This is a genomic window from Streptomyces sp. NPDC107654, assembly GCF_055639035.1.
Genome location: NZ_JBVKBI010000007.1, coordinates 110,209 through 136,174, shown reverse-complemented (window position 1 = coordinate 136,174; position 25,966 = coordinate 110,209). Strand labels below are relative to the sequence as shown.

General features: G+C 71.0%; 22 protein-coding genes. 9 read left to right on the top strand and 13 right to left on the bottom strand.

Annotation, left to right across the window (positions count from 1 at the left end; genetic code table 11):
• Positions 1–30: 30 nt before the first annotated feature.
• From ACZ7N4_RS15105 to ACZ7N4_RS15095, 3 genes are read right to left on the bottom strand one after another with little or no spacing between them, the layout of a single operon-like run.
• Positions 31–1,179 (bottom strand): cystathionine gamma-lyase, encoded by a 1,149-nt coding sequence (locus ACZ7N4_RS15105; RefSeq protein ID WP_471358296.1) that lies wholly within the window; start codon positions 1,177–1,179, stop codon positions 31–33.
• Positions 1,176–1,667, bottom strand: a complete 492-nt coding sequence (locus tag ACZ7N4_RS15100; protein ID WP_471358293.1) for a low molecular weight protein-tyrosine-phosphatase — start codon at positions 1,665–1,667, stop codon at positions 1,176–1,178. Before ACZ7N4_RS15100 ends, ACZ7N4_RS15105 begins: the two co-directional genes overlap by 4 nt.
• Before the next feature lie 7 nt (positions 1,668–1,674).
• Positions 1,675–2,052 (bottom strand): phage holin family protein, encoded by a 378-nt coding sequence (locus ACZ7N4_RS15095; RefSeq protein WP_471358291.1) that lies wholly within the window; start codon positions 2,050–2,052, stop codon positions 1,675–1,677.
• A gap of 104 nt (positions 2,053–2,156) precedes the next feature.
• On the opposite strand from ACZ7N4_RS15095, the gene ACZ7N4_RS15090 reads away from it, so the two are divergent.
• The 4 genes from ACZ7N4_RS15090 to ACZ7N4_RS15075 all read left to right on the top strand — a co-directional run bounded on the left by ACZ7N4_RS15090 (position 2,157) and on the right by ACZ7N4_RS15075 (position 4,503).
• Positions 2,157–2,474: a cupin domain-containing protein gene (locus ACZ7N4_RS15090; RefSeq protein WP_471358792.1), complete on the top strand. Its 318-nt coding sequence runs from the start codon at positions 2,157–2,159 to the stop codon at positions 2,472–2,474.
• A gap of 131 nt (positions 2,475–2,605) precedes the next feature.
• Positions 2,606–2,818 carry a DUF5326 family protein gene (locus tag ACZ7N4_RS15085; protein WP_471358287.1) on the top strand — a complete coding sequence of 71 codons (213 nt, stop codon included), beginning with the start codon at positions 2,606–2,608 and terminating at the stop codon, positions 2,816–2,818.
• A 194-nt stretch (positions 2,819–3,012) separates the two neighbouring features.
• The gene (locus ACZ7N4_RS15080) at positions 3,013–3,966 is read left to right on the top strand and encodes an IclR family transcriptional regulator (RefSeq protein WP_471358284.1); all 954 of its coding nucleotides are present in this window, start codon (positions 3,013–3,015) and stop codon (positions 3,964–3,966) included.
• A 99-nt stretch (positions 3,967–4,065) separates the two neighbouring features.
• Entirely contained in the window at positions 4,066–4,503 is a 438-nt protein-coding gene (locus ACZ7N4_RS15075) for an SsgA family sporulation/cell division regulator (protein ID WP_467929371.1), read from the top strand.
• Between the two features lie 154 nt (positions 4,504–4,657).
• On the opposite strand, the gene ACZ7N4_RS15070 is transcribed toward ACZ7N4_RS15075, so the two are convergent.
• Positions 4,658–6,142, bottom strand: coding sequence for a YibE/F family protein (locus ACZ7N4_RS15070; RefSeq protein WP_471358790.1), 1,485 nt, complete (start codon positions 6,140–6,142; stop codon positions 4,658–4,660).
• 250 nt (positions 6,143–6,392) lie between these two features.
• Between ACZ7N4_RS15070 and thiC the strand changes: the two genes are divergently transcribed.
• Positions 6,393–8,177, top strand: a complete 1,785-nt coding sequence (gene thiC, locus ACZ7N4_RS15065; RefSeq protein WP_471358282.1) for a phosphomethylpyrimidine synthase ThiC — start codon at positions 6,393–6,395, stop codon at positions 8,175–8,177.
• 127 nt (positions 8,178–8,304) lie between these two features.
• On the opposite strand, the gene ACZ7N4_RS15060 is transcribed toward thiC, so the two are convergent.
• The 3 genes from ACZ7N4_RS15060 to ACZ7N4_RS15050 form a co-directional block, all read right to left on the bottom strand.
• Positions 8,305–9,168, bottom strand: coding sequence for a hypothetical protein (locus ACZ7N4_RS15060; RefSeq protein ID WP_471358279.1), 864 nt, complete (start codon positions 9,166–9,168; stop codon positions 8,305–8,307).
• 183 nt (positions 9,169–9,351) lie between these two features.
• Positions 9,352–10,431, bottom strand: a complete 1,080-nt coding sequence (locus ACZ7N4_RS15055; RefSeq protein ID WP_471358277.1) for a metallophosphoesterase — start codon at positions 10,429–10,431, stop codon at positions 9,352–9,354.
• A gap of 361 nt (positions 10,432–10,792) precedes the next feature.
• Positions 10,793–11,905 carry a LacI family DNA-binding transcriptional regulator gene (locus ACZ7N4_RS15050; protein ID WP_471358275.1) on the bottom strand — a complete coding sequence of 371 codons (1,113 nt, stop codon included), beginning with the start codon at positions 11,903–11,905 and terminating at the stop codon, positions 10,793–10,795.
• A 453-nt stretch (positions 11,906–12,358) separates the two neighbouring features.
• On the opposite strand from ACZ7N4_RS15050, the gene hisC reads away from it, so the two are divergent.
• A complete protein-coding gene (hisC, locus tag ACZ7N4_RS15045; protein ID WP_471358272.1) occupies positions 12,359–13,438 on the top strand; it encodes a histidinol-phosphate transaminase in 1,080 nt (359 codons plus the stop codon).
• Between the two features lie 13 nt (positions 13,439–13,451).
• On the opposite strand, the gene ACZ7N4_RS15040 is transcribed toward hisC, so the two are convergent.
• Positions 13,452–13,829 carry a cyclophilin-like fold protein gene (locus ACZ7N4_RS15040; RefSeq protein WP_471358269.1) on the bottom strand — a complete coding sequence of 126 codons (378 nt, stop codon included), beginning with the start codon at positions 13,827–13,829 and terminating at the stop codon, positions 13,452–13,454.
• A 208-nt stretch (positions 13,830–14,037) separates the two neighbouring features.
• On the opposite strand from ACZ7N4_RS15040, the gene ACZ7N4_RS15035 reads away from it, so the two are divergent.
• From ACZ7N4_RS15035 to cydD, 3 genes are all read left to right on the top strand, one after another.
• Positions 14,038–15,546: a cytochrome ubiquinol oxidase subunit I gene (locus tag ACZ7N4_RS15035; RefSeq protein ID WP_471358267.1), complete on the top strand. Its 1,509-nt coding sequence runs from the start codon at positions 14,038–14,040 to the stop codon at positions 15,544–15,546.
• A 15-nt stretch (positions 15,547–15,561) separates the two neighbouring features.
• Positions 15,562–16,581, top strand: coding sequence for a cytochrome d ubiquinol oxidase subunit II (cydB, locus tag ACZ7N4_RS15030; RefSeq protein ID WP_471358263.1), 1,020 nt, complete (start codon positions 15,562–15,564; stop codon positions 16,579–16,581).
• 76 nt (positions 16,582–16,657) lie between these two features.
• A complete protein-coding gene (gene cydD, locus ACZ7N4_RS15025) occupies positions 16,658–20,254 on the top strand; it encodes a thiol reductant ABC exporter subunit CydD (RefSeq protein ID WP_471358260.1) in 3,597 nt (1,198 codons plus the stop codon).
• Between the two features lie 110 nt (positions 20,255–20,364).
• Here cydD and ACZ7N4_RS15020 read toward each other — a convergent pair whose 3' ends face one another.
• The 5 genes from ACZ7N4_RS15020 to ACZ7N4_RS15000 form a co-directional block, all read right to left on the bottom strand.
• Entirely contained in the window at positions 20,365–21,255 is an 891-nt protein-coding gene (locus ACZ7N4_RS15020) for a Cof-type HAD-IIB family hydrolase (RefSeq protein WP_471358258.1), read from the bottom strand.
• 233 nt (positions 21,256–21,488) lie between these two features.
• Positions 21,489–22,391, bottom strand: a complete 903-nt coding sequence (locus tag ACZ7N4_RS15015) for an LLM class flavin-dependent oxidoreductase (RefSeq protein ID WP_471358255.1) — start codon at positions 22,389–22,391, stop codon at positions 21,489–21,491.
• A 93-nt stretch (positions 22,392–22,484) separates the two neighbouring features.
• Positions 22,485–23,033 carry an RNA 2'-phosphotransferase gene (locus tag ACZ7N4_RS15010; protein WP_471358253.1) on the bottom strand — a complete coding sequence of 183 codons (549 nt, stop codon included), beginning with the start codon at positions 23,031–23,033 and terminating at the stop codon, positions 22,485–22,487.
• Between the two features lie 113 nt (positions 23,034–23,146).
• Positions 23,147–24,937, bottom strand: coding sequence for an SDR family oxidoreductase (locus ACZ7N4_RS15005; RefSeq protein ID WP_471358250.1), 1,791 nt, complete (start codon positions 24,935–24,937; stop codon positions 23,147–23,149).
• A gap of 11 nt (positions 24,938–24,948) precedes the next feature.
• A complete protein-coding gene (locus tag ACZ7N4_RS15000; RefSeq protein WP_471358247.1) occupies positions 24,949–25,776 on the bottom strand; it encodes a M24 family metallopeptidase in 828 nt (275 codons plus the stop codon).
• Positions 25,777–25,966: the final 190 nt, after the last annotated feature.

The following is a 25,966-nucleotide window of genomic DNA, read 5'->3' as shown; positions in this document are numbered from 1 at the left end:
CGGACGGCTCGGCGCGCGGACGCCCCGTGCTCACTCGACGGACTCGTCCAGGGCGCGCAGCACGTCGGCCACCAGGTCCTCCGGGTCCTCAGCGCCGACGGACATGCGGATGAAGCCCTCCGGGACGGCGTCCCCGCCCCAGCGGCGACGGCGTTCGGCGGTGGACCGTACCCCGCCGAAGCTGGTCGCGTCCTCCACCAGTCGCAGGGCCGCGAGAAAACGCTCGGCACGCGCGCGCGTGGGCAGCGTGAAGGAGACGACACAGCCGTAGCGACGCATCTGCTGCGCCGCGATCTTGTGCGAGGGATCGTCGGGCAGGCCCGGGTAGCGCAGGTCGGAGACCTCGGGCCGCTGTCGCAGGGCCTCCGCGACCGTGAGGGCCGTGGCGTTCTGCCGGTCGACGCGCAGCTGGAGCGTGGCGATGGACCGGTGCGCGAGCCAGGCCTCCATGGGCCCGGAGATCGCACCGACGATCTTGCGCCAGCGGCGTACGGCGGCCATCGCCTCCGCGTCGCGGCCGGTGACGTAGCCCAGCAGGACATCACCGTGCCCGGTGAGCTGCTTGGTGCCGCTGGCCACGGAGAAGTCGGCGCCCAACTCCAGCGGACGCTGCCCGAGCGGGGTGGCGAGGGTGTTGTCGACGGCCACCAGGGCGCCCCGCGCGTGTGCCGCCTCGGTCAGCCGCCGGATGTCGCACACGTCGAGCCCGGGGTTCGACGGGGACTCGATCCACAGCAGCCGCGCCCCGTCGAGCACCTCCAGCTGGGCGTCCCCGCCGGTCGGCGCGGTGCGCACCTCGATGCCGTACGCCTCCAGCTGGGCGCCGACCATCGGCAGCACCTGGTAGCCGTCGGACGGCAGCACGACCGCGTCCCCGGCGCGCAGCTGCGAGAACAGCACGGCGGAGATCGCCGCCATGCCGGAGGCGAAGACCAGCGTCTCGGCGTTCTCCTGCCCGGGCGCCTCCAGCTCGCTGACCGCCCGCTCCAGCAGCGTCCAGGTGGGATTGTCGTCGCGGCCGTACAGGTACGAGCCCGAGGCCTCGCCGGGCAGGTGGAAGTGTGCCGCGAACACCGGTCCGGGCAGGGTCGGCTCGTGCTTGACCGGCTCGGGCAGCCCCGCCCGTACCGCGCGCGTACCGTCGCCGGTGCGGCCCTCGTCCTTCGTGACGTCGCTCATGCGGCCCGTCCTTCCAGTTCTTTCCGTACGGAGGCGAGCACGCCGGTGCTCGCCGCCTCCACCATCTCAAGGCACTCCTCGAAGCCGTCCCGCCCCCCGTAATACGGGTCGGGTACGTCGAGCTCGTCGCCGGCGGCGGGGTCGAAGGAGCGGAGCAGTCGGATCTTGCCCGCGTCCTCCTCGGTGGGCGCCAGGCGGCGCAGGGCCTTGAGATGGCCGGTGTCCAGGGCGATCACGAGATCGAGGCGGGCGAACCACGACGGCACGAACTGGCGGGCCGTGTGCTCGCTGTCGTAGCCGTGCTCCTCCAGGACCGAGACCGTGCGCGGATCGGCGGGCTCACCCTCGTGCCAGCCGCCGGTACCGGCGCTGTCGGCCGCCACCAGGTCCCCCAGCCCGGCCTCCGCCACGCGCGCGCGGAAGACGGACTCGGCCATCGGGGAGCGGCAGATGTTGCCGGTGCACACGAAACAGACGCGATACGTCATGAGGCGGTCAGTCCTCGTCGGGCAGGACGATGTGCAGCGCCCAGGAGACGACAGAGACGATCAGACCGCCCAGAACGGCCGTCCAGAATCCCTGCACATGGAAACTCAGGTCGAGCTTGCCGCACACCCAGGAGGTCAGCAGCAGCATCAGGGCGTTCACCACCAGGGTGATCAGGCCCAGCGTCAGGATGAAGAGGGGGAAGGTGAGCACCTTCACGATCGGCTTGACCAGCCAGTTGACCAAGCCGAAGATCAACGCGACGACGATCAGCGTGCCGGCCTTCTTGGCGGTGTTGTCACCGGTGAGCGTGATCTTGTCGAGCAGCCATACCGCGACCGCCAGAGCGCCCGCGTTGACGATCGTCTTGACTACGAAATTCTTCATGTGTCTGATCGTGGCAGACCGGACGGGCCCCGGCCGTACGGGCGGCGAGAGGTGCGGCGGTGAGCAGCGGAACAGCGAGCAGTGAGGCGAGGGCGGGAGCGGCGATGAAGGCATTCCGGCTGGATGAACTGGAGGCGGAACGAGCCGCCAACGAGGGCGCGTACCTGCAGTTCCTGCGCGAGCGGAACATGTCGGTCGGCCTGTACGCCCTGGACGCGGGCGACCACGACCCGCAGAAGCCGCACGGCCAGGACGAGGTGTACGTCGTGGTGAGCGGCCGGGCCTCGATCACGGTCGGCCTGGAGACGACCGAGGTGGCCCGGGGCAGCGTCGTGTACGTGCCTGCCGGAGTCGCCCACAAGTTCCACCACATCAGCGAGGACCTCAGGGTGCTCGTGGTGTTCTCTCCGCCCGAGGCGTGAGCCGGACCCCGGGGTTCCCTAGGGGACGGGTCAGGGGGAGACAAGGGATGCGAGGCCCCCGTTCGAGCCCTGCGCGGCCCTAGCATCGAGTGCGGAACACCGACAACGCTCGAGACGCAAAGGACGAGGGCATGCGAGAGATCTTCGCGGGGCTGCCGTGGTGGGTGAAGTGGGTCGCGGTGCCGGTCATCGCCCTGGTCGTGTTCGGCGGCCTGATAGCGAGCGTGGTCGGTTTCGTGATCGGCGTGCTGTTCAAACTGCTGGTCTTCGTCGCGCTGGTCGGCGGACTGATCTACGTCGTGCGCAAGTTCATGGGGAACTCCTCCTCCCGCAGCGACTGGTGAGGCATTCGGGAGCCGGTCACCCGTGACGGAGTGCCGGTTCCCTCGCGGGAGGGAAGTTTCGCCGGGACCGCATCTGTGCGCGGGGGCGGGCGGTTAGAGTCCGGAACCCCCCGCGGGGCCCGGCCCCGTGGGTGACGCAGACCCCGCCGTGCTCTTCTCCGCACGGGCTCCTCCTCGCGCTTCGGGAGTGACCCTTGGCCACGGTTGACACCGCCCCGGCAGTACCCCACGCACCACCCGCCCCATCGCGTCCCTGTTCGCCGCCCGTCCAGTGCCCGGCCCCGCCGGCCGTCCCCGGCCAGCCGCAGGCGGCGGACGTCACCGGCGTCCCGCGCGCCGCGGGCCTCGCCACACCGCCGCCCGGCACCGCCCGGCCGCGACCACCGGCCACCGACGCGCCCACCTCCACCCTCATCGGATCCGTGCAGCGCGCCATGCGCCTGCTGGAGACCGTCGCCGTCCACGCGTATGGCGCCCCCGCCAAACAACTCGCCCGCGAGACCGGGCTCGCGCTGCCCACGGCGTACCACCTGCTGCGGACCCTGGTGCACGAGGGCTATCTGCGCCGGGAGAAGGGGCTGTTCTTCCTCGGGGAGGCCGCGGAGCGGCTGGGCCGCAGCGGGGCGCGGCAGAAACGTCGCAGCACGGTGGCGGACACGCTCGCGCACTGGCGCGATTCCATCGGTGTGCCGGTGTACTTCGCGATGTACCGGGACGGCGAGATCGAGGTCATGTGTGTCTCCGAGTCCCGCCAGGCGCCCGCGGTCGAGGAGTGGGCCGACTTCCGCGAGACCGGCCACGCGCACGCCATCGGGCAGTGCCTGCTCTCCCAGCTGGACGAGGACGCGCGGCGCGACCATCTCGACCGCTATCCCGTGCGGCCCCTCACGCCGTACACCGTGCGGGACAGCGACGCGCTGCTGCGGCGGCTGGCCCGCGCGCGGCGTATGGAACCGGTGGTGGAGCGGCAGGAGTACGCGGTCGGGACGGTCTGCGCGGCGGTACCGCTCACGGTCGGCACCACCGCGGCCACCATCGCCATCTCACTCCCCGCCCGCCAGGCCGACCGGCTGCTGCCCGCGGCGCACCGGCTGCAGGCGGAGATCGGGCGGCATCTGGGGTCGCTCACCCTCTCTATCAGCATCTGAAAACTTACTCCTTGTGATCTGTCGAGTACTTTCAGCAAGATTTGTCCACGGTCAGAGGGATCAATCCCGGCCAGTCGATGTCATATGACGGGATAGGCGATGCGCGAGTCCGTGCAGGCAGAAGTCATGATGAGCTTTCTCGTGTCGGAGGAGCTGTCCTTCCGCATCCCAGTGGAGTTGCGCTACGAGACCTGTGATCCCTACGCCGTACGGCTCACCTTTCATCTTCCCGGTGATGCGCCGGTGACCTGGGCCTTCGGGCGGGAACTGCTGATCGACGGGGTCGGCCGCCCGTGCGGTGAGGGGGATGTGCACATCGCCCCTGCCGACACCGACGTACTGGGGGAGGTCCTGATCCGGCTTCAGGTCGGCTGCGACCAGGCCTTGTTCCGCTCGTCGGCGCCGCCGCTCGTGGCCTTCCTCGATCGCACGGACAAGCTCGTCCCGCTCGGACAGGAGGGGGCGTTGGCCGACTTCGACGCTCACCTGGACGAGGCGCTGGACCGCATCCTGGCCGAGGAACAGAGCGCCGGCTGAGCGTCATGGCACGGGGTGGAGGACGCTGCGCCATGACGGACGGAACGGTGCAGGAACGCTTCTGCAGAGGGGGGCGGGGGCTCGGCGTACCGAAAGCATTCCCGCTGCCCCTCGCGCCTCGCCCACCCCTCTCGCGCCCTTCACCCCTCCCCTCTCACCGCTTTCGGCGTCGGCCCCGGCCACCACGGGCCGGTGCGGGCTGCGTTCCGGCGGCGGCCGGGGTGTCCGGGCCGGGCCGGTCGGCCGACACCACCAGCGCGGCCAGGGCCGTGGTGACCGGAACCGAGGCGACCAGACCGATCGAGCCCACCAGCGTGCGCACGATCTCCTCCGCCACCAGCTCACTGTTGGCCACGGTGCCCACGCTGCTCTGGGCGATCGAGAACAGCAGCAGCAACGGCAGTGCGGCACCGGCGTAGGCGAGGACGAGGGTGTTGACCACGGACGCGATGTGGTCGCGGCCGATGCGGATGCCCGCCCGGTACAGGCCGCGCCAGCCCATCGACGGGTTGGCCTCGTGCAGCTCCCAGACGGCCGAGGTCTGGGTCACCGTCACGTCGTCCAGGACGCCGAGCGAACCGATGATGACGCCGGCCAGCAGCAGGCCGCTCATGTCGATCGACGGATACAAGCCATGGATCAGACCGGTGTTGTCGTCCGTGTTGCCGGTCAGCGCGGCCCAGCCGATGAACAGCGAGCCGAGCACGCCGATCAGCGAGAGGGAGATCAATGTGCCCAGCACGGCCACCGAGGTACGGGCCGACAGGCCGTGACACATGTAGAGCGCGATCAGCATGATGGCGCTCGCTCCGACCACGGCCACGACCAGCGGGTTCGCTCCCTCCAGGATCGCCGGCAGGATGAACAGCGTCAGCACCAGGAAGCTCACGGCCAGGGCGACCAGTGCCATGACCCCGCGAAGCCGGCCCACCACCACGACCGCCACCGCGAAGATGCCCGCGAGCAGTGCCATGGGGAACTTCCGGTTCACATCGGTCACGGCGTACTGCAGTTCCCTGGGAGCCGAGGGCTCGTAGGCGACCACGACCTTCTCGCCCTGACGCAGCTGCCGCGACTGGTCCGGCTGCACGATCTCCGTGAACGTACGGCCCTTGTCCTTGCCGGTGTCGACCCGGACGGTCGCCTTCTTGCAGGCGCCGTCGGCCTGTTGCTGCGCCGAGGAGCCCTCGGCGATGGAGGTGTCGCCGGACGGGGTGCCGCCGGAGGCGTTCACCGACTTGCAGCTGACCCCGACGACCTGGGTGACCGTGGCCTGCTGGGTTTGCCGGTCGAAGCCGACGCCCGTGCGCTTGTGCGACGGGGCCTGTCCGGGCCAGAGCACCACGAGGCCGACCAGGACTGCCGCGGTGAAGGGGACCAGGACCGCCGCGATGACCTTGCGCAGATGTTTGGACACGGGGGCGGCGGCCCCGTGGCTGTGGCTGTGGCCGTGAGAGTGACCAGGCCGCCCGTTCGAGGGACCGTGGCCGCCTGGAGGACCGTGGTCATGATCGTACGAGCGACCAGGGGCAGGAGTGGCCGCACGACTGCCTTCATGGGCCTCGGGGCCGTGTCCGACGCCGCGCGCCGGGTCGACCGGGCGGCGCGGTTCGGGCGGCTGGTGGGGGTGCTGCTCCATCCTGGTCACCGCCCGATCATCGCAAGAACGGTGGGGGCCCACTGTTCACCGCGCCCTACATGACGCTAGCGTGGAGGCACCTTTGCACACGCGGGAGCTCGGAGCACCGGGCTGAGAGGGCGCTGACCTCCGTACACGCGATGTTTCACGTGGAACAACCGATGTTCCACGGGAAGCCTCGGCAGACGGACACCGCTGCGTCGACCGCCGAACCTGTTACCGGGTAATGCCGGCGTAGGGAGTAGGTCTCATGACCAACAAGGACACACGCACGCCTGCCTCCGCTCACAGCGAGACGTCGCAGGAGGCCGGGAAGTCCATCGGCTGGCACAAGGCGTACGTCGAGGGTTCACGCCCCGACCTGCGCGTGCCGGTCCGTCAGGTGCACCTCACCAACGGGCAGTCGGTCACGCTGTACGACACGTCGGGCCCGTACACCGATCCACTCGTCGACACGGATGTCCGACGGGGCCTGCCGCCGCTGCGGGAGAACTGGATCATCGCCCGCGGCGACACCGAGGAGTACGCGGGCCGTCCGGTCCGTCCGGAGGACGACGGGATCAAGCACACGTCGCCGCGCGGTGGGCTGCGCAACCTGGACGCGGTCTTCCCCGGACGTCCGCGGCAGCCGCGGCGGGGCCGCGACGGCCAGGCGGTGACGCAGCTCGCGTACGCCCGCCGGGGTGAGATCACGCCGGAGATGGAGTACGTGGCCCTTCGGGAGAACGTCTCGCCCGAGGTGGTCCGCGAGGAGATCGCGGCGGGCCGGGCCGTGCTGCCGGCCAACGTCAACCACCCGGAGATCGAGCCGATGATCATCGGCAAGCGGTTCCTGGTGAAGGTCAACGCCAACATCGGCAACTCCGCGGTGACGTCCTCCATCGAGGAGGAGGTCGAGAAGATGACCTGGGCGACCCGCTGGGGCGCCGACACGGTCATGGACCTGTCCACCGGCCGCAACATCCACACCACTCGCGAATGGGTGCTGCGCAACTCCCCCGTCCCCATCGGCACCGTGCCGCTCTACCAGGCCCTGGAGAAGGTCGACGGCAAGGCCGAGGAACTGACCTGGGAGATCTACAAGGACACCGTCATCGAGCAGGCCGAGCAGGGCGTGGACTACATGACCGTCCACGCGGGGGTCCGGCTGCCGTACGTCCCGCTCACCGCCAACCGCAAGACCGGCATCGTCTCGCGCGGCGGTTCCATCATGGCCGCGTGGTGCCTGGCGCACCACAAGGAATCGTTCCTCTACGAGAACTTCGAGGAACTGTGCGAGATCCTCGCCGCCTACGACGTCACCTACTCGCTGGGCGACGGCCTGCGGCCGGGGTCGATCGCGGACGCCAACGACGAGGCGCAGTTCGCGGAGTTGCGGACGCTCGGGGAACTCAACCGGATCGCCAAGCGTTTCCACGTACAGACGATGATCGAGGGCCCCGGTCACGTCCCGATGCACAAGATCAAGGAAAACATCGACCTTCAGCAGGAGATCTGCGATGAAGCTCCGTTCTATACGCTCGGCCCGCTGACCACGGACATCGCGCCGGCGTACGACCACATCACCTCCGGCATCGGCGCCGCGATGATCGCCTGGTGGGGCACGGCGATGCTCTGCTATGTCACGCCCAAGGAACACCTGGGCCTGCCCAACCGGGACGACGTCAAGACGGGCGTCATCACCTACAAGATCGCGGCGCACGCGGCCGACCTCGCCAAGGGGCACCCCGGTGCGCAGGAGTGGGACGACGCACTCTCCGACGCCCGCTTCGAGTTCCGGTGGGAGGACCAGTTCAACCTCGCGCTGGATCCGGAGACGGCACGGGAGTTCCACGACGAGACCCTGCCGGCCGAGCCCGCCAAGACGGCGCACTTCTGCTCCATGTGCGGCCCGAAGTTCTGCAGCATGAAGATCTCGCAGGACATCCGGCGTGAGCACGGGGGCAGCCGGGCCGAGATCGAGGACGGCATGGCTCAGAAGTCGAAGGAGTTCGCGGCGGCAGGGAACCGGGTCTATCTCCCGATCGCCGACTGAACGACGAGCGGTAACGCGCCGCGCCGGCCGCCCCGATGACGGCGGCTGGTGCGGTGGGGGCAGCCGGGCCGGCGGCTGACCGGGTGGGAGCACCCCACCGGTTGGCCGCTTGCTGCCGGCCCCGGGGTCACTCGGGCTGGTGCTCCGGGCCGCCGAAGTCCGGGCTCGTGTAGTCGGGGCTGGTGTAACGCGGCCGGTCGGACGCGGTGCCGTCGTCGGGACTGCTGAAGCCGGGGCGGTCGTAGCCCAGGCGCGGCATGCGGCCGGTCGGTCCGGGCGGGGCCGGACGGTGGGCGGCGGTCGTGCCGGGCTCGGCGAGTGCCTCTCTGAAGAAGGGCAGGATGCCGCGCTCCAGCAGGGCATCCCGCCATGCCTCGCGGGCCCTGGCCAGCTCCTCGTGGGCCGCGTCCCGTGTCCGGGCCTCCGCCGCGGTGCTGTTGCGCAGGGCGGTGAGCAGCAGGCCGACGGCGGCGATGAGGGTCGCTGCCGCGGTCATGGCGCCGAACACCCAGCCCGTGGTCAGCAGGGTCCGGGCGAGGGTGTGGCCGGGGTCCAGCATTCTCAGGATGTAGCCGACGAGCAGGAAGATCGCCGCTGCGGTTCCGGAGAGGACGGGGGCCAGCACGGCGACGACCGCGATGGCGCCCGCTCCGGTGCTCTCCGCGGTGTCGTCGAGGGTGTCGGTGGGGCGCTCGGTGGTCGAACCGGGGTCCGCAGAACCGGCGTTGTCCGAGGTGCGTGGTGCGGACAGCGCGGGGTGGCGCAGTTCGTCGCGGAGTTCGACGTAGTGCTGGTATTCGGCCGCCGCGGCCGCCGTGATCAGGGCGGAGGCGGCGAGTGCCATGGTGCGCAGTTGTTCGAGGTTGAGCCGCTCGCCGACAGCGGCCAGTTCCGGTCGGTGCGGTGCGGAGCGCAGCGCCTCATCGAGGAGCCGCTGGAATTCCTGGCGGTCCTCGCTCTGCAGGTGCTGCGGAACGCTGTTCATGTGCATCCCCCGATGCTCCGTAGGGCTTGGGGCTCGCATGGCGGCGAGCCGTCGGGCAGAAACGGAGGGGAGTCTGCTACGGATAAGCCGATGGTAGAGCCGTGACGGCGCACGGTGACAGGGGATTGCCGGAAATTGCGTCCCTGCCTGCGCGGACGCGGGCGTGGGGGGCGCCTGTCGGTTGAAAGGTCAGTTGTCCAGGGGGAGTTGCTGGACCAGCAGCTTTCCGGCCATGGTCACTCCGCCGTCCATGGCGATGGCGAGTCCGTCGGCGTAGATGTGCGGCCCCTCGACGATGGGGTCGGTGCTCTCCTCACCGTCCTCGGAGCCGACCTCGCCGAGGAGGTAGGGAATGGGACTGTGCCCGTGAACGACCCGGGTGCCGCCGTACGTATCGAGGAGGGAGCGTACGGCGTCGGCGCCGCCCTCGTCGCGGAAGGAGAAGCGCTTGGTGAACTTGCGGAACAGGTCCCAGACCTCGTCGGCGTCGTTGCGCGTCAGCGTCTCGCGGACGGTGTCGTTGACCGCCTCGATGGAGTCGCCGTAGTCGAGGTAGGCGGTGGTGTCGGAGTGGACGAGCAGATAGCCGTCGACCTCCTCGACGGCGTCGAGCCGGGCCATCCACTGCAGGTGGTGGTCCTGGAGGCGGTCCATGTCGGTCTTCTGGCCGCCGTTGAGCAGCCAGGCCGCCTGGAAGGTGGCGGTGCCCGCGCCGGAGTTGACGGGCGTGTCGCCGAACCGCTTGGCGCCGAGGAGCAGCAGTTCGTGGTTGCCCATGAGGGCTTTGCAGTAGCCGCCCGCCGCGGCGGCCTCGGCGGACAGCCGCATGACCAGGTCGATGACGCCGATGCCGTCCGGACCGCGGTCGGTGAAGTCGCCGAGGAACCACAGCCGGGTGGTGCCTGCGCACCACTGGCCCGAGGCGTCGATCAGCCCCTGCTCCTGCAGGGCGGCGACCAGCTCGTCCAGGTAGCCGTGCACGTCACCGACGACGTACAGGGGCCCGGGACCGGCCGCGGGCTGCGGGGCCGGGGCTGCGGGGGCGGGGTCGACGGGGACCTGGAGGGTGTCGCCGCGGTTGATGACGGGCAGGTCGCGCTGGGTGGGGGTGTAGCCCTCGGGGTACGCCTCGTCGGCGGGCGGTACGACGTCACCGGGGTGCATGCTGCGGATGTACGGACCGGTCTCATGGACGTACGCGGGTACCCGGAAGTCGCGCAGAGTCGCCGTCCGCTCCGCCTCGGGTCCCTGACCGGCCCCCTGAGTCATCAGACCCCTCCACCATCGCGCCGCATCTGCACCGCTTCGGACTGCCTGGTCGCAGCGGTCCGCGGTGTCGTGCGCCCATCATAGGAATGAGCGTCGCGCCGTGTGATGACCCAGGGGTGGTGAATCGGAACAAGACTCCGGTTCACCGCGGCTTTCGCCCTGTTTGGGCAGATGTTCGACCTGCTGTCGCCGGGTCGGCTTCCCGTCCGACCGGGTTCACGGCCTGACGGGTCGACGGCCTGACGGCGCTCGACCGGCCGGGCCCGCCCCCGGGTCCTCCCCCGTTTCCTTCCCCGCGTCGCACCGGCTGGTGCCGCGCCGCACCGGCCGGGCCCTGAGCCGGCCGGTGCGGGGGACCGTCCTACGTGTCGTCCGGGGTGCGCGGCGGGCTGACCGTCGTGCGCGGGGGCCGCCGCTGGGAGGAGGTGCGCACGATCAACTCGGTCGGTATCACCTGCTCGACCGGATGGTCGGATTCGACGCCCTCGATGGCGTCGATGAGCAGCTGGACGACCGCGGTGCCGATACGGCGGGGCTTCAGGGACAGCGTGGTGATGGGCGGCTCGGTGCTGGCGTACATCATGGACTCGCTGCAGCAGACCAGCAGCAGGTCGTCGGGGACGCGCAGTCCGTAGCGCCGGGCGGCGGCGAGCAGATCGGTGCCGTTGGGGTCGAACAGGCCGTAGACCGCGTCGGGCCGGTCGGGGCGGGCGAGCAGCCGGTCGGCGGCGACGGCGCCGGCGCACGGGTCGTGCGCCGGGTAGGCCTCGTAGACCGGATCCTGGCCGACCCGTTCGCACCAGCGCAGGTAGGCGGTGGTCGACAGGTGGGTGTAGGTGTCCGTCGAGGTGCCGGTGAGCAGACCGATGCGGCGGGCACCGGCGGCGGCGAGGTGGTCGAGGATGCCGAGCACTGCGGCCTCGTGGTCGTTGTCGACCCAGGCGGTGACCGGGAGCGAGCCGGCCGGGCGGCCGTCGGAGACGACCGGTAGTCCCTGCCGGACCAGTTCGCTGACGACCGGGTCCTGGTCGGAGGGGTCGATGACGACCGTGCCGTCCAGGGCGACGTTGGACCAGACGTCATGGCGGGAGGTCGCGGGCAGGATGACCAGGGCGTAGCCGCGGGCGAGCGCGGCCGAGGTCGCGGCCCGGGCCATCTCGGCGAAGTACGCGAACTCCGTGAAGGTGAAAGGTTCATCCCCGTACGTCGTCACGGTCAGGCCGATCAGGCCCGACTTGCCGGTACGGAGGGTGCGGGCGGCGGCCGAGGGGCGGTACCCGAGCCGGTCGGCGACCTCGCGGACATGGCGCCGGGTGGCATCCGGGAGTCGACCCTTGCCGTTCAGGGCGTCGGACACGGTCGTGATGGAGACCCCGGCGGCGGCGGCCACGTCTCTGATGCCCGCCCGACCCGGCCGGCTGCCTCGCCGTGAGGTTTCCGCGCGGCTCACCTGGTGCTTCCCTGCTGCTGTCATGGCGAGCCGATAGTAGGGCTCATGTGGTGGGGTAGTGCGGACGCATATGCACGCGTTGACAGGCACGTTTCTGCATGGCCATAAGGAGTCAACTGCCTTGGAAAGGCAGGCAGTTGAGCGATCCAATAGTAAGACGTGACTTGTCGACGCGGATGAGCCTGCCATGGGCTCGATGTCTCGAAGAGGTCTCAACTCACCTTCACGAGGGACGCGCGCCACGGCGCAAGCCACCGGCGCATAGATATATGTACGGCGCGCCCCCCGAAACGTACGCCTTCGTGTGGTGATGCCCCTGATGCCGGTGGGCCTCGTGAGATCCATCGCTTCCCGAGACGGTGTCCGCGCTTCCCGGTGCCCCACATCTGTACGCAGCGGGGCCGAATCCTCTTAAGGTGAGGAGTATTGGAAGCCGGTGGTGTCGACGGGCCGCCGGTGGTCGCGAGGAGGACTGCGGTGAGCGAGACGAGCCCCAAGCTGCGCGCCGAGCTGGAGGGGATCCCCACCTACAAGCCGGGCAAGCCGGCCGCGGCCGGCGGACCGGTCGCCTACAAACTGTCCTCCAACGAGAACCCGTACCCGCCGCTGCCCGGTGTGCTGGAGAGCGTGACCACGGCGGCCTGCGACTTCAACCGTTACCCGGACATGGCCTGCACCGGGCTGATGAACGAGCTGTCCGAGCGCTTCGGGGTGCCGCTGTCCCACCTGGCCACCGGCACCGGCTCGGTGGGCGTCGCCCAGCAGCTGATCCAGGCCACCAGCGGTCCCGGCGACGAGGTGATCTACGCCTGGCGGTCGTTCGAGGCGTACCCGATCATCACGCAGGTCAGCGGCGCCACGTCGGTGCGCGTGCCGCTGACGCCGGGGGACGTGCACGACCTGGACGCGATGGCCGACGCGATCACCGACCGGACGCGGCTGATCTTCGTGTGCAACCCCAACAACCCGACCGGCACGGTGGTGCGGCGGGCCGAGCTGGAACGGTTCCTCGACCGGGTGCCCGGGGATGTGCTGGTGGTGCTGGACGAGGCCTACCGGGAGTTCATCCGCGACCCCGAGGTGCCCGACGGTGTCGAGCTGTACCGGCAGCGGCCCAACGTCTGTGTCCTGCGGACCTTCTCCAAGGCCTACGGGCTGGCCGGGCTGCGTGTCGGTTTCGCGATCGCCCATGAGCCGGTGGCGGCGGCCCTGCGCAAGACGGCGGTGCCGTTCGGGGTGAGCCAGCTCGCGCAGGAAGCGGCGATCGCCTCGCTGCGTGCCGAGGACGAGCTGCTGGGCCGGGTCGGCTCGCTGGTGTGCGAGCGTACGCGCGTGGTCGACGCGCTGCGGGCCCAGGGCTGGACGGTGCCCGAGACGCAGGCCAACTTCGTGTGGCTGCGGCTGGGGGAGCGTACGGTGCCGTTCGCACAGGCTTGCGAGGAACACGGTGTGGTGGTCCGGCCGTTCCCGGGCGAGGGTGTGCGGGTGACGGTCGGCGAGGCCGAGGCGAACGACATCTTCCTGAAGGTGGCGGAGGCCTTCCGCAAGGAGATCTAGCTCAGCGGCATCTCTATTCCTCGATCAGTTCCACCCGGACGGGGTCGCCGGACCGCACGGTCGCCAGGAGGCGGGCGTCCCCGTCCACGCTGCCGAGGATGTTGCACGGGCTCGCGAGGCGGCATTCGTCGCCTCGCGAGATCGGCGTGGGGCCGTAGGGAAGGGCGAGCGCGTCACCGTCCGTCCAGAAGGCCACCGTGCCCGGTTCCACCACCTGCCGGGCGCCCGTTTCACGTGAAACGGAGACGCCTGTGTCGAAATAGACCTCCTCGCCCCATATGTGCGCGGTCGAAGCGAGGGGCAGCGCCTTGGCGAGCGCCTGGGTCGTCGGGGTACGTGCGTCGAGGGTCGCGGTGATGTTGCCCGCGGGCCATGAGATGCGTATCTGCATGGCGCGCAATTCAACAAGATGTTGAAGTCGCTGCCAAGGTCTTGACGGGGAGGCGAAGGGGGGACCCCCCTTCCACGGCCGAAAATCTATGCGTCATAATGCTTGTGAATGTGAACGCGTTCACAAGCGCGTCCCGTTTGCTCCCGTATGCGTGCAACAAAGGGGGCAAACCGCCGCTGTACCACGGCGTAGTAAGGAGAGTGACGACGTGGACCTGGCTTTGGCGCCGGAGACACTGGCGCGCTGGCAGTTCGGCATCACCACCGTCTACCACTTCCTGTTCGTCCCTCTGACGATCTCCCTGGCCGCCCTCACGGCCGGGCTGCAGACGGCCTGGGTGCGCACGGAGAAGGAGAAGTACCTCAGGGCGACGAAGTTCTGGGGCAAGCTCTTCCTGATCAACATCGCGATGGGCGTGGTCACCGGCATCGTGCAGGAGTTCCAGTTCGGCATGAACTGGTCGGACTACTCGCGCTTCGTCGGTGACATCTTCGGCGCCCCGCTGGCCTTCGAGGCGCTGATCGCGTTCTTCTTCGAGTCCACTTTCATCGGCCTGTGGATCTTCGGCTGGGACAAGCTGCCCAAGAAGATCCATCTGGCCTGCATCTGGATGGTCTCGATCGGCACGATCCTGTCGGCGTACTTCATCCTCGCGGCCAACTCCTGGATGCAGCACCCGGTCGGCTACCGGATCGACAAGGCGAAGGGGCGGGCCGAGCTGACCGACTTCTGGGCCGTACTGACCCAGAACACCGCTCTCACCCAGGCCTTCCACACCCTTTCCGCGGCCTTCCTGACCGGTGGCGCGTTCATGGTGGGTATCGCCGCCTTCCACCTGGCCCGCAAGAAGCACATCCGCGAGATGAAGACCTCGCTGCGGCTCGGCCTGGTCACCGTGGTCATCGCCGGCCTGCTCACCGCGGTCAGCGGTGACGTGCTCGGCAAGGTGATGTTCAAGCAGCAGCCGATGAAGATGGCCGCCGCCGAGGCGCTGTGGGACGGCCAGAAGCCGGCGCCGTTCTCGATCTTCGCCTACGGCGACGTGGAGAAGGGCCACAACAGCGTGGCCATCGAGATACCGGGTCTGCTGTCCTTCCTCGCCGACGACAACTTCACCTCGTACGTGCCGGGCATCAACGACGTCAACAAGGCCGAGCAGCAGAAGTTCGGGCCCGGAGACTACCGGCCCAACATCCCGGTCGCCTTCTGGGGCTTCCGCTGGATGATCGGCTTCGGCATGGCCTCCTTCGCCATCGGGCTGGCCGGGCTCTGGCTGACCCGGAAGAGGTTCATGCTGCCGCAGCATCTGAGGGTCGGCGACGACGAGGTGCCGCACCTGGTGCTGTTCAAGAACAAGGCGCTCAGCCCGAAGCTCACCCCCTGGTACTGGCGCATCGCGACCTGGACCCTGGCCTTCCCGCTGATCGCCAACTCCTGGGGCTGGATCTTCACCGAGATGGGCCGCCAGCCGTGGGTCGTCTACGGCGTGCTGCAGACCCGGGACGCGGTCTCCCCCGGCGTCTCCCAGGGCGAGGTGCTCACCTCGATGGCCGTCTTCACCGCGCTGTACGCGATCCTCGCCGTGGTCGAGGTCAAGCTGCTCGTGAAGTACGTCAAGGCCGGCCCGCCCGAGCTGACCGAGGCCGACCTCAACCCGCCCACGAAGATCGGCGGCGACACCCGTGACGCCGACAAGCCGATGGCCTTCTCCTACTAGGCCGAGGGAACAGCCATGGAACTTCACGACGTCTGGTTCGTCCTGATCGCCGTCCTGTGGACCGGCTACTTCTTCCTGGAGGGCTTCGACTTCGGGGTCGGCATCCTCACCAAGCTGTTGGCCCGCGACCGGCCCGAGCGCCGGGTGCTGATCAACACCATCGGCCCGGTCTGGGACGGCAACGAGGTCTGGCTGCTCACCGCGGGCGGCGCGACCTTCGCCGCGTTCCCCGAGTGGTACGCCACCCTCTTCTCCGGCTTCTACCTGCCGCTGCTGGTCATCCTGGTCTGCCTGATCATCAGGGGTGTCGCCTTCGAGTACCGGGCCAAGCGGCCCGAGGAGGCCTGGCAGCGCAACTGGGAGACGGCGATCTTCTGGACCTCGCTGCTCCCGGCGTTCCTGTGGGGCGTGGCCTTCGGGAACATCGTGCGGGGTGTGAAGATCGACCGGCACTTCGAGTACGTCGGCAGCGTCGGGGACCTGCTCAACCCCTATGCCCTGCTCGGCGGTCTGGTGACGCTCACGTTGTTCACCTTCCACGGGGCGGTGTTCACCGCGCTCAAGACCGTCGGGGAGATCCGGGTACGGGCACGGAAGCTGGCCCGGTGGGTGGGTCTGGTCACGGCCGTCGTGGCGCTCGCCTTCCTGCTGTGGACGCAGGCGGACAGCGGTGACGGCACGAGCCTGGTCGCCCTGATCGTGGCTGTCGTCGCCCTGGTGGCCGCTCTCGTGGCCAACCAGGTCGGGCGCGAGGGCTGGGCGTTCGCGCTGTCCGGGGTCACCATCGTGGCCGCCGTGGCGATGCTCTTCCTGTCGCTCTTCCCGAACGTCATGCCGTCCACGCTGAACGGGGACTGGAGCCTGACGGTCACCAACGCCTCGTCCAGTCCGTACACCCTGAAGATCATGACGTGGTTGGCGGCGATCGCCACACCGCTCGTCCTGCTCTACCAGGGCTGGACCTACTGGGTGTTCCGCAAGCGGATCGGCACGCAGCACCTCGCTCCCGACGCTGCTGCCGGCGCCGCGCACTGAGTCCGCGGAGGGTGTGTTTCACGTGAAACACACCCGCTGAGCCCAAGGGCATGTTTGACCGAAGGGCGTGTTTCACGTGAAACCCATCGATCCACGGCTGCTGCGGTACGCCCGCGCCACCCGCCTCTTCCTTGGGGCGGTCGTCGGGCTGGGTGCCGTCGGTGCGGGGCTGGTCATCGCTCAGGCGATGCTCGTCGCCGAGGTGGTTGTCGGGGCCTTCCGGCACGGGCAGTCCGCTGCGGAACTGCGCCTGCCCCTGCTGCTGTTGGCAGCCGTGGCGGTGGGGCGGTCGGTTGTCGCATGGCTCACCGAACTCGCGGCCCATCGCGCGAGTGCCGCAGTGAAGTCCGAGCTGCGCGGGCGGCTTCTCGACCGGGCGGGGACGCTCGGTCCGGGGTGGCTGAGCGGGCAGCGGACCGGCTCGCTGGTCACCCTGGCCACGCGCGGGGTCGATGCCCTGGACGACTACTTCTCGCGCTATCTGCCGCAGCTGGGTCTTGCCGTGGTCGTGCCGGTGGCGGTGCTGGCGCGGATCGTCACCGAGGACTGGGTGTCGGCGGCGATCATCGTCGGCACCCTGCCGCTGATTCCACTCTTCATGATGCTGATCGGGTGGGCCACCCAGTCCCGGATGGACCGTCAGTGGCGGCTGCTGTCGCGGCTGTCCGGGCACTTCCTGGACGTGGTCGCGGGGCTGCCCACGCTGAAGGTGTTCGGCCGGGCCAAGGCTCAGGCCGCGTCCATCCGGCGGATCACCGGCGAGTACCGGCAGGCCACTCTGCGGACGCTGCGGATCGCTTTCCTCTCCTCCTTCGCGCTGGAGCTGCTCGCCACGCTGTCCGTGGCGCTGGTCGCCGTGACGATCGGGATGCGGCTCGTGCACGGGGAGATGGATCTGTACACCGGGTTGGTGATCCTCGTACTGGCGCCCGAGGCGTATCTGCCGTTGCGGCAGGTGGGGGCGCAGTATCACGCGGCGGCGGAGGGGCTGGCGGCGGCGGAGGAGATCTTCACCGTGCTGGAGACGCCGGTACCCGTGTCGGGCAGCGGTGCGGTGCCGACGGGGGTTGTGGCGTTCGAGGGGGTCGGTGTCCGGTATCCGGGGCGTTCCGCGGATGCGGTGTCGGGCGTGTCGTTCACCGTGGAGCCCGGGGAGACCGTGGCGCTGGTGGGACCGAGCGGGGTGGGCAAGTCGACGCTGCTGGGCGTGCTGCTGGGGTTCGTCCGGCCCACCGAGGGACGGGTACGGATCGGGGGCGCCGATCTCGCCGGGCTCGACCTGGAGGAGTGGCGGTCGCGGATCGCATGGGTGCCGCAGAGGCCGCATCTGTACGCCGGGACGATCGCGGAGAACGTACGGCTGGCCCGGCCGGAGGCCGACGACGGTGCGGTGCGGGGGGCTCTGCGGGACGCCGGGGCGTGGGAGTTCGTGGAGGCGCTGCCGGAGGGCGTCGACACCGTGCTCGGGGAGGACGGGGCGGGGCTGTCGGCGGGGCAGCGGCAGCGGCTTGCGCTGGCTCGGGCGTTTCTCGCGGACCGGCCTGTGCTGGTGCTGGACGAGCCGACGGCTGCGCTGGACGGGGCGACGGAGAGGGACGTCGTGGCCGCGGTGCGGAGGCTCGCGGTGGGGCGGACCGTGGTGCTCGTCGTGCATCGGCCGGCCTTGTTGGGGGTGGCCGACAAGGTGGTACGGCTGGGGGGCGCCGGGGCGGGTGGGGCCGAGCCGGTGGGGCGCCCGGCGTGCAGTGGGCCTCCCGGGGGGCTCCGCTCCCTGGACCCCCGACCTCGCCCACCCGCCACGCGACTCGGTCGGCTGGAAGGCGAGCCGACGGGTTTGCGGCTCGGTGGGCTGGACGACGGGTCGGAGGAGGAACGGCTCGGGGGGCCGGAAGAGGGCCCGGGGCGGGGGGAGCTGCGGGGCGGCCGGAGTGTGCTGGGACGGGTCCGGGGGGACGGCGGGCGATGGTGGGGGCGGCTTGGTGGGGCCCTGGGGCTCGGGAGCCTGGCGTTCGGGAGTGCCGTCGGGTTGATGGCGACCTCCGGGTGGCTCATCTCGCGGGCCTCGCAGCAGCCGCCGGTGCTGTATCTGATGGTCGCCGTGACCGCGACGCGGGCCTTCGGGATCGGGCGCGCCGTGTTCCGGTATGCCGAGCGGCTGGTGTCGCACGACGCCGTGCTGCGGATGCTGGCCGACACGCGGGTGGCGGTGTACCGGCGGTTGGAGCGCCTGGCCCCCGCGGGGCTGCGCGACGCCCGGCGCGGTGATCTGCTGACCCGGCTGGTCGCGGACGTGGACGCGTTCCAGGACTACTGGCTGCGCTGGCTGCTGCCCGCCGGCGTCGCCCTCACCGTCTCCGCCGCCTCCGTCGGCTTCACGGCCTGGCTGCTGCCCGAGGCCGGCGCCGCCCTGGCGGTGGGTCTGGTCGCGGCCGGTGTCGGTGTCCCCGCGCTGACCGCGGCCGTGGCCCGGCGGACCGAGCGGCGGCTGGCGCCCGCCCGGGGAGTGCTCGCGACCCGGGTGACCGACCTGCTCACCGGCACCGCCGAGCTGACCGTCGCCGGTGCGCTGCCGGCCCGTACGGACGCGGTCCGGCGGGCCGACGGCACCCTCACTCGCATCGCCGCACGGGCCGCCGCCGTCACCGGGCTCGGCGACGGGCTGACCGCGCTGATCTCCGGGCTGACCGTCACGGCCACCGCGGCGTGCGGCGCCCAGGCGGTGGCGACCGGCCGGCTGGGCGGCGTGGCGATGGCCGTGGTCGTGCTGACCCCGCTGGCCGCCTTCGAGGCCGTACTGGGGCTGCCGCTCGCCGTGCGGTACCGGCAGCGGGTGCGGCGTAGCGCGGAGCGCGTGTACGAGGTCCTGGACGCCCCGGAGCCCGTACGCGAGCCGGTTTCCCCCCGTAAGGCGCCCGCCTCGCCGTTCCCGCTGGTCGTCAAGGGCCTGGTCGCGCGGTACCCGGGGCAGCGGCGGGACGCGCTCGCCGGTGTGGATCTGACGCTGGAGCGGGGCCGCCGGGTCGCGGTGGTGGGGGCGTCCGGTTCCGGCAAGACGACCCTCGCGCAGGTGCTGCTGCGGTTCCTCGACGCGGAGGCGGGCTCGTACACCCTCGCCGGTGTGGACGCGGGCGCGCTGGCCGGTGACGACGTACGGCGGTTGGTCGGGCTGTGCGCTCAGGACGCGCATCTCTTCGACAGCTCGGTGCGCGAGAACCTGCTGCTGGCGCGGAAGGGCGCCACCGAGGCGGAGCTGCGCCGAGCGCTGGCCGAGGCCCGGCTGCTGGACTGGGTGGACTCGCTGTCCGACGGCCTGGACACGCTCGTCGGCGAGCACGGGGCGCGGCTGTCCGGTGGGCAGCGGCAGCGGCTGGCCCTGGCCCGCGCGCTGCTGGCCGGTTTTCCCGTGCTGGTACTGGACGAGCCCGCCGAACACCTGGACCTGGCGACGGCCGACGTGCTGACGGCCGATCTGCTGGCCGCCACCGAGGGCCGTACGACGCTGCTGATCACGCACCGGATGGCGGGGCTGGACGCGGTGGACGAGGTGGTCGTGCTCGACGCGGGCCGGGTGGTCCAGCGGGGGCCGTACCAGCGGCTGATCGGCGAGGACGGGCCGTTGCGGGAGATGGCCCGCCGGGAGGCCGAGGCGGAGTCGCCGGCGGCGGTCGGCTGACGCCTCCCGCCGTGCGCCCCATGGCGCCCGCAGCACCCACGACGCCCACGACGCCCACGACGTCCACGGTGCGCGACCGTGCGCGGCGCCCGGCGGGCCGGATGTCGGTGTTACTCCGCGTGCTGGGCGAGCAGGTGCTCGATCACCACCGCGACGCCGTCGTCGTTGTTGGCGACCGTGCGGCCCGACGCGGCGGCGATGACGTCCGGGTGGGCGTTGCCCATCGCGTAGGACCGCCCGGCCCAGGTCAGCATCTCGACGTCGTTGGGCATGTCCCCGAAGGCCACGACCTCCTCGTTCGAGATGCCGCGCTCGGCGCAGCACAGGGCGAGGGTGCTGGCCTTCGAGACGCCCGGGCCGCTGAGTTCCAGCAGGGCGCTGGGGCTGGAGCGGGTGACGTTGGCGTGCTCGCCGACGGCCAGCCGGGCGAGGGTGAGGAAGGCGTCGGGGTCGAGGGAGGGGTGGTAGGCGAGGATCTTCAGTACGGGCTGGTCGGCGTCCGGGCCGTCGGGCGCGAGCAGCTCCTCGGCGGGCAGGAGGTGGTCGGGTATCTCCATGTGCAGCTTGGGATAGTCCGGCTCCTGGTGGAAGCCGTACGTCTGCTCGACCGCGAACACCGTGCCGGGTGCCGCCTCGCGCAGCAGCCGTACGGCGTTCAGCGCGTTCTCCCGGGCCAGTTCGCGGACCTTCACGAACCGGTGGGCGCCCGGACCGCCGTGCAGGTCGACCACGGCGGCGCCGTTGCCGCAGATCGCCAGGCCGTGGCCGTGGACGTGGTCGCTGACCACGTCCATCCAGCGGGCCGGCCGGCCGGTGACGAAGAACACCTCGATCCCGGCCTCCTCGGCGGCGGCCAGGGCTGCGACGGTCCGCGGGGAGACCGACTTGTCGTCGCGCAGCAGAGTTCCGTCGAGGTCGGTGGCGATCAGCCGCGCGGGTGTGGCGGCGGCAGGGGTCCCGGGCTGTCTGGTCGCTGAGGTCACCCGGTCATTCTCGCGCATATGCCTGCACGGCCGTGCGGGACTCCGCACGGATGAGACGCAGATGACGCCGACGCCCCCACCGACGCGCCGCCCCGTGTGACCGACCCGACCCGACGCGCTGCCCCGCCCCGCTCGTAACCGCCCGGGCACGCGGCCGACCTCCGAGCGGACCAGCCCCCGAGCCGACCAGCCCCCGAGCCCGCCGGCCACCCCCGCCACCCCCCACCGGAGACGGCCGCCCCTCACACCGCTCAGTCCAGCTGGGCCAGGGCCTCCATGGCGATGCGCTCGAAGACCTTCTCGTCCGCGGCGAAGTCGGAGTCCGGGATGGGCCAGTGGATCACGATCTCGGTGAAGCCCAGCTCCCGGTGCCGGCCGGCGAAGTCCACGAAGGCGTCCAGGGAGGCGAGCGGCCGGCCGCGGTCCGGGGTGAAGCCGGTGAGCAGGACCTTGTCCAGCTCGGCCACGTCCCGTCCGGCGGTCTCGCAGGCCTCGGACAGCTTGCCGAGCTGCCCGCGCAGGGCCGCGACGGACTGCTCGGGCGTGCCGGTCTCGTAGAGCTTGGGGTCACCGGTGGTCACCCAGGCCTGGCCGTGGCGCGCGGCGAGCCTCAGGCCGCGCGGGCCGGTGGCGGCCACGGCGAACGGCAGCCGGGGGCGCTGCACACAGCCCGGTATGTTCCGGGCCTCGCCGGCCGAGTAGAAGCGGCCCTCGTGGGACACCGCGTCCTCGGTGAGCAGCCGGTCGAGCAGGGGCACGAACTCGGCGAACCGGTCGGCGCGCTCGCGCGGGGTCCACGGGTCCTGGCCGAGGGCGGTCGCGTCGAAGCCGGTGCCGCCCGCGCCGATGCCGAGCGTGACGCGGCCGCCGGAGATGTCGTCGAGGGAGATCAGTTCCTTGGCGAGGGTCACCGGGTGGCGGAAGTTCGGGGAGGTGACCAGCGTGCCGAGGCGCAGCCGGTCGGTGGCCGCCGCGGCCGCCGTCAGCGTGGGGACCGCGCCGAACCAGGGGCCGTCACGGAAGCTGCGCCAGGAAAGGTGGTCGTAGGTGTACGCCGTGTGGAAGCCGAGCTGCTCGGCGCGCACCCAGGCGGCACGGCCGCCCTCGTGCCAGCGGCGGTACGGCAGGATCACGGTGCTCAGACGCAGACTCATGGACCCGAGCGTAAGCGGCCCCGCCGACGACGGACGAAACGGTCACCGTCCGCGCCGCTGAGGGCACCGAGTGCTCCCGTCGCCCGGGGGCGCTCAGCGCGGCCCGGGGAAGCGCAGGTAGCGCGGGGGGACGGCCGCGGTCAGCCAGACGCCGTTGGCGCTGACGCGGAAGACATGGCCGTCGCGGTGCATCGCGCCGGAGTCCACGGCCAGTACCACCGGCCGGCCCCGGCGGGCGCCGACCCGGGTGGCGGTCTCCCGGTCGGCGGAGAGGTGGACGTCGTGGCGGTTCATGGGCCGGAGGCCCTCCGCGCGGATGGCGTCCAGGTGCCGGGCGACCGTGCCGTGGTAGAGGTACGGCGGCGGGGTCGCCGGGGGCAGGCCGAGGTCGACCTCGATGGTGTGCCCCTGGCTGGCGCGGATCCTGCCGTCCTCGACGGCGAAGCGCTGCTTGTCGTTCGCGGCGACCACGTGGTCCAGTTCCTCGCGCGTGAACCGGAACCCATGGGCGGTGGCCGCGGCGATCAGCGTGTCGATCTCCACCCAGCCGCCCGGGTCCGGAGCGAGCCCGATCCTCTCGGGCTGGTGGCGCAGATGTCTGGAGAGGTACTTCGACACCTTCACGGTGCGGCGTTCGTCCATGGGTCCAGCGTGCGGGAGAGACACGGATCACGCAGGCCGTTTTTCCTCCCGAGGTTTGATCCACAACCAAGTGCGGTTATCCACAGGGGAATTGGCGAAGTTGTGGACAACGCTCACAGCCTGGGCTCGACCCGTGCGATCCTCCTGAGCAGTCCCGGCGCGTAACGGGACAGCAGGTGCGCGCCCTTCGCCTCCGGAGTCACCGGCACCACCGCCCTGTTGCGGGCCACCGCGTCCAGGACGGCGTCGGCCACCTTCTCCGGCGGGAAGTTGCGCAGGCCGTACAGGCGGGCGGAGCGCTGCCGGCGTCGGTGTTGCTCCGCCTCGTCGACGCCGGTGAAGCGGGCCGTGGAGGTGATGCCGGTGTTGACGAATCCCGGGCAGACGGCCGTGACGCCGATGCCCTGGCCGGCCAGTTCGGCGCGCAGGCACTCGGACAGCATCAGCACGGCCGCCTTGGAGGTGCTGTACGCGGGCAGCGCGCGCGAGGGCTGGTACGCGGCGGCGGAGGCGATGTTGACGATGTGGCCGCCCTGGCCGCGCTCGGCCATGCGCGCCCCGAAGAGCCGGCAGCCGTGGATCACCCCCCACAGGTTGACGTCCAGCACCGTGCGCCAGTCGTCGGTGGTCGTGGCGAAGAAGGACCCCGACAGACCGATGCCCGCGTTGTTGACTAGCACGTCCAGCACGCCGTACGCGCGGTGGACCTTCTCCGCGAGCTTCTCCATGGCCTGCTCGTCGGAGACGTCGGCCTGCTCGGCCCAGGCCTCGGCCGCGCCGGTCAGCCGGGACAGCTCGGCGGTGCGGGCGGCGGCCTCGGCGTCGCGGTCGACGGCGACGACCCGCGCGCCGGCCTCGGCGAAGGCGAACGCCGTCGCCCGGCCGATGCCGCTGCCCGCGCCGGTGACCAGCACCAGCTGCCCGCCGAACCGCTCGGCGTGGCGCCCGGTGGCGGCGGGTGCGGGGCGGCCGCCCGCCACGGAGGTCACGAACTCCTCGATCCAGGCGGCGACCTGGTCGGGCCGGGTGCGCGGGACCCAGTGCTTCGCCGGGAGGGTACGCCGGGTCAGCTGCGGTACCCAGCGGTCCAGGTCGTCGTGGAGCCGCTCGGAGAGGAACGCGTCGCCCTGGGGCGTGATGAGCTGCACGGGCGCGTGCGCGTACGCGTCCGGGCGCGGCCTGCGCAGCCGGGCGCGGACGTTGTCCCGGTACAGCCAGGCTCCGTGGGCCGCGTCGGAGGGGAGCGAGGCGGTCGGGTAGTCGCCGGCCGGGACCCGTTCGGCCCGCTCCAGGATCGTCGGCCAGCGCTTGCCGAGGGGGCCGCGCCAGGCCAGCTCGGGCAGGACCGGGGTGTGCAGCAGGTACACGTACCAGGACTTGGCGCCCTGCCCGAGGAGCTGGCCCACCCGGCGGGGCGTCGGACGCTTCACGCGCGCGTTGATCCAGTGCCCGAAGTGGTCGAGGGACGGGCCGGAGATCGAGGTGAAGGAGGCGATACGGCCCTCCGTGCGGGCCACGGTGACGAACTCCCAGGACTGCACCGAGCCCCAGTCGTGCCCGACGAGGTGCACCGGCCGGTCCGGGCTGACCGCGTCCAGCACGGCCAGGAAGTCGTCCGTGAGCTTGGCCAGGGTGAAGCCGCCGCGCAGCGGCCGGGGTGCCGTGGAGCGGCCGTGGCCCCGGACGTCGTAGAGGACGACGTGGAAGCGGTCGGCGAGCCGGACGGCCACCTCCGACCAGACCTCCTTGCTGTCCGGGTAGCCGTGCACCAGCACCACCGTCGGCTGCTGCGGGTCGCCCAGCTCGGCCACGCACAGCTCGACCCCGCCGGTCCGCACCCGGCGCTCCCGTGCGTCCTCCGGCAGGGACGGTGTCCCCTTGGAAGGTTCGGAAGGTGTCGTCACTTCTCCTCCGCTCAGCGCCGCACGTGCGGCAGATCGTCGTCCAGCCAGAACGCGCTCTCCTCGGGGTCCCGGGAGTCGGTGACCACCAGGATCTCCTCGAACTTCGCGCCCGTCCCCCGGAAGCCGAGGTGCGGTTCGACCGCCCACAGGCCCGGCCGCGGCGGATGGTCCGAGAAGCGGTACGGCGACCACAGCGGCGACCAGCCCTCGCGGTGGCCGTGCAGCGCGTCGGCGACCAGCCCCTTCAGGGACTGTGTGCCGAACCCGAACAGGTGGGGCGACCAGCGGCGCTGCTTCACCCGGTCCACCTTGTGGGCGATCACCCCGAAGGGGTAGGCGCGGTGCCGGTTGGCGTAGCCCTGGCGGACCATCAGCCGGTCCACGTCCTGGTAGATCTCCCGCAGCGGGCGCCGTTCGCGCACCTCGCGCAGGATCAGCTCGCGGTGCGCCTCCAGGTCGGCCATCAGCCGGTCCTGCACCGGGTTCACGCCCAGCGAGCCGGAGTAGCCGATGTCCGCCGTGCACCCCTCGTACACCGGCGCCATGTCCAGGATGAACGGCATCCCGGGCTCCAGGGCGCGGTCGGTCGGGAAGAACTGCAGCGGGACGCGGAAACCGGTGAACGCGGTGCGGTCCCCGAACCAGGCGAACGGGAGGTGGAACCAGTCCCGCACCCCGCGCTCGCGCAGCCACTCCCGCTGCATCCGCGCCGCCTCACGCTCCGTCACGCCGGGCTCCAGGCGGGCCGCGACCGCCTCCGCGCACTCGTAGGCGAGGCGCTGTACGGTCCGGAAACCCCGCAGCTCCGCCGAGCGCTCCCTGGTCGACGTCGTCGCCATGCCACCTCGCCCCATCGTCGCCGTACGTGCCCGTAACTTGGCATCGCCGAATCTCGCATTTGTTAGACCCGGCGTCAATAGGGAGGCCCGTACCTCTCAAGGAGGGCGTCCCTCAGGGGACCCCTACACCTGGAGGCTGATCCGAAGACGACCCTCCGGTCTGACGACGGACGTGGTCCGGATCACTACC